Here is a 12200-nt window from a genome sequence, read left to right as displayed (position 1 = left end):
CGCTGACTGGCCGGTAAAGGTGATCGTCGTGACGGCTTCCACCGACCTCGACACGCTCACCGACTTCTTCGACCGCTACGGCGTGGCGTTGACCAGCGCAGACGTGCCGGCCATCGCCGCCTGCTACGCGCTGCCCGGGCTGGTCGTCGCGGACACGTACAGCTTCTCGTTCACCTCGCCGGCGGCGGTCGCGCTCAGCTTCGTCGGTGCCGCCCCCGACTACCAGGAGCGGGAGCTGGTCGCCGCGAACGCGCAGATCGAGGACGTGCAGCAGGTGTCGGCCCTGCTCACCGAGGTGGCGGTGCGGTGGGAGTTCCTGGACAGCCAGGGCGGCGCGGTGCCCGGAGAGCGTTACCGCTATCTGCTGCGGGCGACCGACGAGGGCCCGGCCATCTGCACCGTCATCCGTACCGCCTGACGGTGTTAAGAAGGGGCCCCTCCTCTACCGAAAGCGTTAAGAAGGGGCCCCGCCTTACATGCTCAGCGGTGGCTGGCGGCCCAGCGGTCGGGGTCGGGGGCCGAGTGGAGGCCGGGTTCGTGCAGGTTCTCCTCGTCGAGCTGGCCGATCCGGCGGTAGGTGTCCGGGCGGCTGGTCCGCAGCACCGCGCCCCAGATCAGGCCGAGCACCCCGGCGGCCACCGGGATCGCCGGCAGCAGCCACTTCAGATAGCTGGCGGTGTCCGGCGCGAGGAGCGCGTCGAAGTTGAACAGCAGCACCAGCAGCACGGCGGCGAGCAGGACCGTGCCGAGGCTCGGCGCGATGGCCCGCTGCCAGGCCGACTCCGGGCCGCCGCGACCCCGGAAGAAGCCGACGACTGCGGCCGAGGTGAGCGTCATCAGCAGGACGACGCCGACCGCGGCGGCGCCGGACAGCCAGGTGAACAGGTCGATGACCGGGTCGCGGCCGGTCATCGCGAACCCCAGGAACACGACCACGGCCAGGATGCTCTGCACCACCGAGCCGGCGATCGGGGCGCCGCTGCGGCTGGACGTCGCGCCGAGGACGCGGGGCAGCACGTTCTCCCGGCCGAGCGCGAACAGGTAGCGGGCCACGCCGTTGTGGAACGACAGCAGGGCGGCCAGCACGCTGGTGATGAACAGGACGTTCGCGATGTCCGCGACGACGGCGCCGGTGTACTGGTCGAGGGCGCCGAAGATCAGGCCCGGGCCCGCCTCGGCGCTTGCCTGCGGCGCGTTGTCCGGCCCGGTCAGCACGGTGAGCGCCCAGGCGGAGAAGGCGTAGAACAGGCCGGTGAACGCGACCGCGATGTAGGTGGCCCGGGCCACGGTGCGCCGCGGGTCCTTGACCTCCTCGCTGTAGATCGCGCCGCTCTCGAAGCCGGTGAACGAGGCGATGGTGAACGCGAGCACGGCCCCGAAACCGGCCCCGAACAGGTGACCGGGGCTGATCCCGGCGGTGGTGACGCTGCCGCCGTCCGGATGGGCGAACGCGACCAGGTCGAAGATCAGCACCGCGACGCACTCGAGGACGAGCAGCACCGCGAGCACGCTGGCGTTCAGGTCGATCCGCAGCACGCCGAGCAGGCCGATGAAGACCCAGGCCAGGAGCGCCCACACCCACCAGTCGAGGGTGAGCCCGGCCTTGGCCGTCATGAAGTCCGTCATGATCGCGCCGAACAGCCCGTAGAGACCGATCTGGATCGCGTTGTAGGCGGCCAACGCGACCGCCGAGCCGGCCACCCCGCCGGCTCGACCGAGGCCGTTGGCGATGTACGCGTAGAACGCGCCGGCGTTCGCGACGTACCGGCTCATCGCGGCGTAGCCGGTGGCGAACACGGCGAGGACGGCCGCGAGCAGCACGTAGCCCAGCGCGGCGCCGATGTTGCCGCTGACCGCGTACATGGTGGTGACACCGCCACCGAGGACGGTCAGCGGGGCCGACGCGGCGACGGTGAAGAAGACGAGGTGGGCGGTGCCGAGACGGCCACGGCGCAGCCCACCGTCGGAGAAGAACGGATCGGAGGACAAGGCTTCTCCAGGGGAGGGGAAGGGGTTTGAGGTGTCTATTTAGGAACAGCCTGAAGCAGGGTATTGGTGATCACGGATCGTGACAAGCCCACTTCGATATCGATTGGGATGCGCGTGAGAGAGCGGAATTGAGCTGTGCGTGGTCATGCCGTACCGTCCCGTGTCGACGATCACGGCCACCGTTCGAGGATGGACCATGACCTACCCCGGGGCACAAGCCACGTACCGGCTCGCCGATGCGCTGTTCCTCATCGGACATGACGAGTTCACCGGAAAGCCGCACGTCGCCGTCGACCGGTTGGAGTGCGGGCTGGCCGGCGCCGCGCTCGCCGAGCTGATGTTCGAGGGTCGGATCGCCCTCGACGGTGGCGGCATCGCCGCGGTTGACCCGCGGCTCTGGCAGGAACCGCTGACCGACCTGCTGATCACCGAGATCCTGCGCCGGGAGGGCGCGCATCCCGCCCGGCTGTGGATCCGCTACCTGCGGAGCCAGCTCAACATCAACGAGCGGGTCGGCACCCGGCTGGTCACCGCCGGCGTCCTCCGCCGGGAGCAGGGCAAGCTGATCGGCCGTCAGGTGCGGTGGCCGGCCATCGACCCGAACCAGGCGGCCTCGCCGCGGGTCCGGCTGACCGCCATGCTGATGCACTCGTCCCCGGCCGAGCTGGACCCGGGCACGCTGCTGCTGGCGAGTCTCGGCGAGGCGGTCGGGCTCGCCGCGCACATCTTCGACCCGCAGGTCGGCGGCCGGATGCGGGACTGTCGCCGGTTCCTGCCGGCGCAGCTCGACGGGTTGCTCGCCGCGGTGGTGGGCGCGCTCGACGTCAGCACCACGACCGTGCGCCGCTGACGCTCCGCCGCGCGCCCGACGGGAGCGGCGCGGCGCCGCCCCGGGCCGCGTCCCGCCCCGGCGGAAGCGGGGCGGGACGGGCGGGCCGTGCTCAGGCGGGTTCGCGCCACATCGGGTAGAGGCTGGGGCCGCCGGGCAGGTCGAGCGTGACGGGGCGGCGCCGGAAGCCGAGCCGCTCGTACAACGCGGCGTTGCGCGGCGTGCTGGCCTCCAGGTACGCGGCCGTTCCTGACTGATCCAGATCGGTCAACTTGTCGCGCAGCAGCGCCGAGCCGACGCCGCTGCCGTGGTGCTCGGGGCGCACCGCGATGAACGGTAGGTACCAGTGCGGCTCGCCGGGGTGGTTCGCGGCCATCAACTCGTCGAGCACCGCGAACCGCTTCATCGCCTCCGTGCCGATCGCGGACTCCAACTCGGCCAGTTCCTCGCCCTCGTCGCCGTCGTGATCGCCGTCGACCGGCAGCCAGAGCGTGGCGCCCAGCCCGTCGCCGGCCACATGCACTTCGCCGGTGCGCAGCGCCAACGCGACGAACGGCCCGAAGAAGGCGGGGTGGACCCGCGCCCGGTGGTCGTCCGCCGGGAAGATCCAGCCGCTCACCGGGTCGCGCATGAACGCCTCGGCGAGGATGCCGGTCACGACGGCGTGGTCCGCTGTGGACGCTCGTCGGATGTTGCCCTGCCACTCAGTCATTGGCCACCCGTCCTGCCGCTGCACGAGCCATTGTGGTCATCGATCGGCGTGCAACTTATCAGGTGGCTCCGCCCTGCGGCAGGGCTGCGGATCGGACACTCGCCGCAGACCGGTCCTTCTGGCTAGGCTGGCGCAGTCCGCCAAACGGGGGAGGGCAGTCGGGCGTTCCTCGCCCGCCGACAGGAGGAACATGTCCCGCACCCGTCGTGCCCCGTCGCCCGCGTCCGCCGTCACCTCGTCCCCCTGGATCCTCGTCGGCGCCGGGGTGGTCGTGATGGTGGTGCTGCTGGTGGTGGCGCTCGGCGCGGTGCGCGGGCGGCGGACGTTCCCGGCGCAGGGGCCGACGGATCCGGCCATGTCGTTGCCGGGTCTCCCGGTCGCGCCGGCGACCAGTCCCGCGGTGACCGGTGGGGCGCCGGGCGCGGCGTCGCGTCCGGTGGCGCCCGGGCTGTCGCCCCGGTCGACCGTGCTGCCCGCCCGGCCGACGCCGGCCGCGTCGACCGGCAGCCCTCGTGGTGACGTCCGACCGGCTCCGCCCGCGCCCCCGTCGCCTCCGCCGCCGGCCCCGCGGTCCGCGGTGACCGGCCGGTACGGCGTGGTGAACACGTTCGACGGCGGCTTCATCGGCGAGGTGCTGCTTGTCAACACCGGCCGGTCGGCGCACGGCTGGACGGTGCGGCTGACGTTCCCGCGCGGCCGGCTGGTCACCGCCTGGGTGGAGGGTGCGGAGCAGGGCCCGTTCGGCTTCGACGGTCGGGTCTTCACCTATCGCAGCGGGGTCGACCTGGGTGCGGGCGCGTCGGTGCCGGTGCGGTTCCACTTCGAGCAGACCGGCACCACCCGTCCGGACGGCTGCACGGTCGACGGGGTGTCCTGCGCCGGTCTCTGAGTCGCCGCGCGCCGACACATGCGCTTTCCGCAAGATGTCTGCCGTGTTGCGACGATGTTTGCAAGGCATTGCAGAATCTTTCCGCAAGGGCTAGCGTGCGGGCGAATCAGCGACCAGAGAAAGGCCGTCGATGAAACCGACGCCGATATCCCCCAAGGCGTTGCTCGCCCTGGTCTCCTCCCTCGTCCTCACCCTCGTCGGCGTTCCGGTGGCCCTCCACCAGGTGAACGCCGCCGGCGCCGACCGCGCCACCACCCCCGACGTCCTGGCGGCGGGCAACGCGCCCCAGTGGAACCGGGAGCCGTCCGCCGAGACGCTGCTCAAGGCCGGGACCCGCACCGCGAAGGCGGAACAGTTCTACTTCGTGCTGCCGGACCGCTTCGCCAACGGCGACAAGCGCAACGACACCGGCGGGCTGGCCGGTGACCGGCTCAGCACCGGCCTGGACCCCGCTGACAAGGGCTTCTACCACGGCGGTGACCTCAAGGGCGTCATCGACAAGATGGACTACATCCAGGGCATGGGCACCACCGCCATCTGGCTGGCCCCGATCTTCGCCAACCGGCCCGTGCAGGGCACCGGGGCGGACGTCTCGGCCGGTTACCACGGCTACTGGATCACCGACTTCACCCAGGTCGACCCGCACTTCGGCAGCAACGCCGAGCTCAAGAAGCTGGTCGACCTCGCACACCGGCGCGGCATCAAGGTCTACCTCGACATCATCGTCAACCACACCGCCGACATCATCCGGTACGCGCAGGACAGGTACGGCTACGTCGACAAGAAGACCGCACCCTACAAGGACACGCGGGGGCGGGCCTTCGAGGACCGCAACTACGCCGACGGCACCCGGAAGTTCCCCGCCGTGAACGCGCAGTCGTTCCCGTACACCCCGACGTTCGCCAGCCCGGCCGACGCGAAGGTCAAGGTCCCGGCGTGGCTGAACGACCCGACCATGTACCACAACCGCGGCGACTCCACCTTCGCCGGGGAGAACAGCGAGTACGGCGACTTCTTCGGCCTCGACGACCTGTGGACCGAACGTCCCGAGGTGGTCCGGGGGATGACCGACATCTACGGCCAGTGGATCGGCAAGGCCGGCGTCGACGGGTTCCGCCTCGACACCGTCAAGCACGCCAACCTCGACTTCTGGCCGCAGTTCACCCGGGGCATCGACGCCTACGCGGCGAAGGCCGGCAAGAAGGACTTCTTCATGTTCGGCGAGGTCTACAGCGCCGACCAGGCGATCGAGTCGACGTACGTGCGGCAGGGCGGCCTGCCCGCCACGCTCGACTTCTCGTTCCAGGAGGCGGCGCGCGGCTACACCGCCGCCGACGGCTCGGCCCGGGCGCTCGCCGATGTGTACGCCAAGGACGACCTGTACGCGGCCCGGGACACGAACGCGAACCGACTCACCACGTTCCTCGGCAACCACGACATGGGCCGGATCGGCTCGTTCATCGCCGCGAACGGCGGTGACGACGCCGCCCAGCTACGCCGTGACCAGCTCGCCCACCAGCTGATGTTCCTCACCCGCGGCCAGCCGGTGGTCTACTCCGGCGACGAGCAGGGCTTCACCGGCCCCGGCGGGGACAAGGACGCCCGCCAGGACATGTTCGCCTCGCGGACCGCGGACTACCTCGACGACGACCTGATCGGCACCACCCGCACCCACGCCGTCGACCAGTACGACACCCGGCACCCGCTCTACCGGACCATCGCCGAGCTGGGCCGGCTCCGCGCGGCCCACCCGGCGCTGCGCGACGGCGTCCAGGTCACCCGGTACGCCGCCGAGGGCCCGGGCGTGTTCGCGTTCTCCCGCGTCCTGCCCACCGAACGGGTGGAACACGTCGCCGCCGTGAACAACGCGCCGACCCCGCAGACTGTCACCGTGGACACCTGGTCGGCCGGCACCCGCTTCACCGGCATTTACGGCGACGCCGCGACCGCGACGGCCGGCGCCGACGGCAGGCTGAGCGTCACCGTGCCGGCCATGTCGGCGGTGGTGCTCAAGGCCGAGCGGGCGATCCCGCGGCCCGGCACCGCCCCGACCGTCACGCTCACCGGGCCGGGCGCCGACCCGGTCGCCACCACCGCCGCGATCACCGCCCAGGTCACCGGCGACCCGCTCGCCACCGTCACGTTCGCCGCGCGCGTCCCAGGCGGGAAGTGGACGCTGCTGGGCAGCGCGCACCGGGCCCCGTACACCGTCCACCACGACCTGACCGGCCTGGCCGGCGGCGCCGAGGTCGAATACAAGGCGGTGGTCCGCGACGGCCGGGGCCGCACCGCCACCGCCCGCACCACCGGCACGGTCGGCACCCCGGCGCAGGGCGCGTCGCGGGACTGGGCGATCGTGCACTACCAGCGCCCGGCCGGCGGGTACGCCGACTGGGGGCTCTACGCCTGGGGCGACATCGACCCGGCGTACGCCACCGAATGGCCCAAGGGGCAGCCGTTCGCCGGTGAGGACGCGTACGGCCGGTTCGCCTGGGTGAAGCTCAAGCCCGGCGCGACGTCCGTCGGCTTCCTGGTGGTCGACAAGGACGGCACCAAGGACGTGGCGAACGACCGCACCATCGACGTGACGCAGACCGGCGAGGTCTGGGTCAAGCAGGGCGACCCGGCGCTCTACCCGACGCGCGAGGCGGCCACCGGCGAGCCCGACCCACCCGTCGACGAGGGCACCGCGGTCATCCACTGGCGCAAGGCCGACGGCGACTACGACGGCTGGGGCCTGCACCTGTGGGACGGCGCGGCCACCCCGACCGACTGGGCCGCCCCACTCAAGCCGGAGAAGATCGACGCGTACGGCGCGGTGTTCCGGGTGCCGCTCGCGGCCGGCGCGACCGGGCTGAGCTACATCGTTCACTCCGGCGACGAGAAGGACCAGCCGGACGACCAGCGGCTCGACCTCGCCGCCGGGCACGAGGTGTGGCTGCTCGCCGGCGTCCCGGGCCGGCTGCTGCCGGCCACCAGCTCCGGCGCCGCCACGGACGTCGACCTCACCAAGCAGAAGGCGCAGTGGATCGACAGGGCCACCGTCGCCTGGGCCACCGGAGAGACCGACGGCAGGAAGTACGCGCTCCTCGCCGCCCCGGCCGGCGGGATCGGCCTCACCGACGGGGAGCTGACCGGCACGTACACCACGCTGCCGCTGCGGGCGCGGCGCAACGGGCTGACCGAGGCGCAACGGCAGGCGTACCCCCAGCTCTGGTCCTATCACGCCTTCTCGCTGGACCGCGCCGACCTGGCCAAGGTGCCGGCGGCGCTGCGCGGGCAGCTCGTGGTGACCGAACGGGACGCGGGTGGCGCGCTGCTGCGCGCCACCGGGGTGCAGATCCCGGGCGTGCTCGACGACGTCTACCCGGCGGCCACCTCGGCGAAGCTCGGCCCGACGTTCGCCGGCCGGGTGCCCACGCTCGCCGTGTGGGCGCCGACCGCGCGGACGGTGTCGCTGCAACTGTTCGACTCGCCCACCGCCCAGCCCCGCACGGTGGCGATGCGGCGCGACGACCGCACCGGTGTCTGGTCGGTGCGCGGCAGCCGGGCGTGGACCGGCCGCTACTACCGCTACCAGGTGCAGGCGTGGCAGCCGGCGGCGCAGAAGGTGGTCACCGCGTCGGTGACCGACCCCTACTCGGTGGCGCTCGCGCCGAACTCGACGCACAGCCAGATCGTCGACCTGACCGACCCGGCGCTCGCGCCGGCCGGCTGGGCGAAGCTCCGCAAACCGGCCGCGGCGCCGGCGGCGAAGGCACAGATCTCCGAGCTTTCGGTACGCGACTTCTCCATCGCCGACCGCACGGTGCCGGCCGAGCGGCGGGGCACCTACCTCGCGTTCACCGACCCGGACACCGCCGGGATGAGGCACCTGCGGGCGCTCGGCGACGCCGGGGTCAACTATCTGCACCTGCTGCCGGCGTTCGACTTCGCCACCATCCCGGAGCGGCGGGCCGACCAGGCCCAACCGGCCTGCGACCTGGCGAAGCTGCCGCCGGACTCCGACCAGCAGCAGAAGTGCGTCGCGGCGGTCGCCGACACCGACGGCTACAACTGGGGGTACGACCCGCTGCACTACACCGTGCCGGAGGGCGGCTACGCGGTCGACCCGAACGGCGCGAAGCGCACCACCGAGTTCCGGCAGATGGTCGCCGGCATCAACCAGGCCGGCCTGCGGGTGGTCATGGACGTCGTCTACAACCACACCTCGGCCGCCGGCACCGACCCGAAGTCCGTGCTCGACCAGGTGGTGCCCGGCTACTACCACCGGCTGCTCGACGACGGCAGCGTCGCCAACTCGACCTGCTGCGCCAACACCGCCCCGGAACACGCCATGATGGGCAAGCTCGTGGTGGACTCGCTCGTCACCTGGGCCACCGCGTACAAGGTGGACGGCTTCCGGTTCGACCTGATGGGTCACCACCCGAAGGCGAACATCCTGGCCGTACGGGCCGCGCTCGACAAACTCACGCTCGCCCGCGACGGCGTGGACGGCCGGAAGATCATGCTGTACGGCGAGGGCTGGAACTTCGGCGAGGTCGCCGACGACGCCCGGTTCACCCAGGCCACCCAGGCCAACATGGCCGGCACCGGGATCGGCACGTTCAACGACCGGCTCCGCGACGCGGTGCGCGGCGGTGGACCGTTCGACGCCAACCCGCGGGTGCAGGGCTTCGCCTCCGGCCTCTTCACCGACCCGAACGGCGACGAGGTCAACGGCTCGGCGGCCGAGCAGAAGGCCCGGCTGCTGCACGCCCACGACCTGATCAAGGTGGGGCTCACCGGCAACCTGCGCGACTACCTGTTCACCGACACCTCCGGCAGGCGGGTCACCGGCGGCCAGGTCGACTACAACGGCGCACCGGCCGGCTACACCGCCGCGCCGGGCGAGGCGGTCACGTACGTCGACGCGCACGACAACGAGATCCTGTACGACGCGCTGGCGTACAAGCTGCCGCCGGGCACCTCGGCGCAGGATCGGGCCCGGATGCAGGTGCTCGCGCTGGCGACCACCGCGCTCGGGCAGGGCGCCGGCTTCGTGACCGCCGGCTCGGAGCGGCTGCGCTCGAAGTCGCTCGATCGCAACTCGTTCAACTCCGGTGACTGGTTCAACCAGATCCGCTGGGACTGCGCCCAGGGCAACGGGTTCGGCGCCGGCCTGCCGCCGGAGCCGGACAACAAGGACAAGTGGCCGTACGCGAAGCCGCTGCTCGCCGACCCGAAGCTGGTGCCGGACTGCGCGGCGATCGATCTGGCCGACGCCCGGTACGCGGAACTGCTGCGGATCCGCCGGTCCTCGCCGGTGTTCGGGCTGCCCACCGCGCGGGAGGTGCAGAAGCGGGTCGCGTTCCCGCTGTCCGGGGCGAAGGAGACCCCGGGCGTACTCACCATGAGCCTGGACGCCCGCGGGCTGGACGGGACGTGGAAGTCGGTGACCGTCGTCTTCAACGCCACCCCGGAGACGGCGACGCAGACGGTCACCGGCCTGCGCGGGGCGAACGTGGCGCTGCACCCGGTGCTGCGCGACTCGGCCGACCCGGCGCTGCGGACGGCCTCGTTCGACCGGGCCGGCGGCACGTTCACGGTGCCGGCGCGCAGCGTGGCGGTCTTCGTCCAGAGCTGACCCCGCGACGACACCGGCCCCCTGCCACTTCCGTGGCAGGGGGCCGGTGCGTACCCCGGGTCGTCGGTTCAGTTGAAGCAGTCCTCGACGGTGTTGGCGCAGTTGGTGGGGTCGTTGTTGCTGATGAGGGATTCGTCGTCGAGCTTGACGTGTCCTTCGTGGTTGAGGACGCCGCCGGCGACGCGGTGGAGCTTGGCGGTGTCGGTGGCGGTGTTTTCGGTGACGTGGGTCTTGGTGAGGGTGATGGTTGCCTTGTTGTTGAAGATGCCGCCGCCGTTGAGGGCGGTGTTGCCCTTGATGACGGTGTTGCGCAGGGTGAGGGCGGCGTTGTCGTCCTCGTCCTGCGGTGTGGTGAGGAAGCCGTCTTCGATCTTGATGAGCCACTGGCCGTTGTAGATGCCGCCGCCGAAGCGGTTGGCGGTGTTGTCCACGATGACGCTGTCCGCGATGGTGGCGCTGCCCTCGTCCTTGGTGCTCGGGTAGCCCCAGTGCTTGCCGCCGGTGGTGACCACGCCACCGCCGTCGCCGTCGGCGTGGTTCTTGGCGATGACGGCGTGGTCGACGTCGAGGTCGGTGTTCTCCGCGTAGATGCCGCCGCCGTTCTCGCAGGCGGTGTTGCCGGTGATCGCGGTGAAGGAGACGGTGACGTACCCGCCGCTGCTGAACAGTCCGCCACCGTTCTTGCCGGCGTGGTTGTTCGACAGCGAGGACTTCTCGCCGTCCTTGCCGCCGTCCTTGCCGTGGTCGGAACCGATGATCTCGACCGTGCCGGCCTCGTCGTGCTTGCCCGACGGGACGTAGCTCTTCAGCTCCGAGGCGTCGGCGCCGTGCTTGCCGGAGAGGCCGCTGCCGTTGGCGATGCCGCCGCCGTTGCCGCCCGCGGTGTTGTCGTCGACCTTGGTCTCCTCGACCTTGAGGATGCCGCGGTTGAAGACGCCGCCGCCGTCGCCCTGGGCGTGGTTGTTGACGACCTTGCTGTCCTCCAGCCAGACGCGGCCGAAGTTCGCCACCGCGCCGCCGTTGTGCTCGGCGTTGTTGTCGGCGAGCTTGACGTTCGACAGGTGGGCGCTGCCGCCGCGCTCGACCAGCAGCGCGCCGCCGTCACCGTCGCCTTCCCGGTCCTCGCCGGCCGCCGTCGTCGTGGCGGTCGTCGTGGCCGCGGTCGTCGTGGCCGCCTTCGCCGTGGTGGCCTGGGCCGCCGTGGCCTGGGCGGTGGCCTGGGCCGTGGTGGCCTGGGCCGCCGTGGCCTGGGCGGTGGTGGCGGTCGCCGTTACCGGAGCGGCCTTCACTGCTGCCGGAGCGGCGGGTGCGACAAGCGCGGGCGCGGTGGCGGACTGGGCCGCGGTGGTGGCCGCCGCCCCCGCGACCGCCGGCTGGGCCGGGGCGGCGGCGGGGGCCGGCAGGGCAGCCGTGCCGTTCGCCGCGGCGGGCGCCACCATCTCGGCCTCAACCGGGTACTTGAATTCGGAGGCGTTGCCGCCGGAGATGGTGAGGTCCTTGAGGGTGAGGGCGCCGCCGTCGACGACGCGGAAGATCCGGAAGGAGTCTTCGGCGTCGCGGGTGATGGTGGAGCCGTTGCCCTTGATGGTGACGTCCTGCTTGATCTCGGGCAGGGCGCCGCCGATTTTGCGGTCCTTGACGTCGAGTTCGTAGGTGCACTTCTCGGCGAGCTTCAGCGTGCCGCCGTGGTCGCGGTTGGCCAGTTCGATCGCGTCGACCAGGGCGTCGTCGTCGCAGGGCACCTCGCGGGCCTTGCCGTGGTCGCCCTCGGGGCCCCACTCGCCGTGGCCCTGGCCCCACTCGCCCTGGTCCCGGCCCTCCTTGCCGTCCTTGCCGTGCTCGTCCTCGCCGTACTCGCCCTTGCCGTGCTCGTCCCCGGCCGCCTCGTCGCCGTGTTCGCCGTCGTTGAGCTGCTGCGCGGTCGACCACTTCACGTCGGCGAGCCGGTGCGGACCGGTCGCCCCGGTGGTCGCGTACGCCACGCCGGCGAGGCTGACCGCTCCGGTCAGTCCCACAACGCCCGTGGCGAGCCAGAGCCGGCGGCGCCGGAAGGGGGAGATGGTCTCGCGGGTGGTGGCGTCATTGTTGTTGCGAAGGTAGTTGGACATCGGAGCTCTCTGCCCTCTCCTTGTACCTGACAAGGTCGCTTCGCCAC

At 71.7% G+C, this 12200-nt stretch carries 7 protein-coding genes; 4 read left to right on the top strand and 3 right to left on the bottom strand.

Annotated elements, in window-relative coordinates; genetic code table 11:
- Positions 1-28 precede the first annotated feature (28 nt).
- Positions 29-418, top strand: coding sequence for a hypothetical protein (locus O7613_RS15745; protein WP_281587644.1), 390 nt, complete (start codon positions 29-31; stop codon positions 416-418).
- Positions 419-480: 62 nt separating this feature from the next.
- On the opposite strand, the gene O7613_RS15740 is transcribed toward O7613_RS15745, so the two are convergent.
- Positions 481-1989, bottom strand: a complete 1509-nt coding sequence (locus O7613_RS15740) for an APC family permease (RefSeq protein WP_281587645.1) — start codon at positions 1987-1989, stop codon at positions 481-483.
- Positions 1990-2185: 196 nt separating this feature from the next.
- On the opposite strand from O7613_RS15740, the gene O7613_RS15735 reads away from it, so the two are divergent.
- Entirely contained in the window at positions 2186-2839 is a 654-nt protein-coding gene (locus O7613_RS15735; RefSeq protein WP_281587646.1) for a GPP34 family phosphoprotein, read from the top strand.
- A gap of 91 nt (positions 2840-2930) precedes the next feature.
- Here the strand turns inward: O7613_RS15735 and O7613_RS15730 are convergent, their stop codons facing one another.
- On the bottom strand, positions 2931-3530 hold the full coding sequence (locus O7613_RS15730; protein ID WP_281587647.1) for a GNAT family N-acetyltransferase: 600 nt from the start codon (positions 3528-3530) through the stop codon (positions 2931-2933).
- 190 nt (positions 3531-3720) lie between these two features.
- On the opposite strand from O7613_RS15730, the gene O7613_RS15725 reads away from it, so the two are divergent.
- Entirely contained in the window at positions 3721-4419 is a 699-nt protein-coding gene (locus tag O7613_RS15725; protein ID WP_282289161.1) for a cellulose binding domain-containing protein, read from the top strand.
- Between the two features lie 130 nt (positions 4420-4549).
- Positions 4550-10045 carry a pullulanase-type alpha-1,6-glucosidase gene (pulA, locus tag O7613_RS15720; protein ID WP_282289160.1) on the top strand — a complete coding sequence of 1832 codons (5496 nt, stop codon included), beginning with the start codon at positions 4550-4552 and terminating at the stop codon, positions 10043-10045.
- Between the two features lie 68 nt (positions 10046-10113).
- Here the strand turns inward: pulA and O7613_RS15715 are convergent, their stop codons facing one another.
- Positions 10114-12153 (bottom strand): hypothetical protein, encoded by a 2040-nt coding sequence (locus O7613_RS15715; RefSeq protein WP_282289159.1) that lies wholly within the window; start codon positions 12151-12153, stop codon positions 10114-10116.
- Positions 12154-12200: the final 47 nt, after the last annotated feature.

Source organism: Micromonospora sp. WMMD975 (genome assembly GCF_029581215.1).
Taxonomy (GTDB): Bacteria; Actinomycetota; Actinomycetes; order Mycobacteriales; family Micromonosporaceae; genus Micromonospora.
Note: the sequence above shows the minus strand (reverse complement) of the source record. Positions and strands in the feature narration are given on the sequence as shown.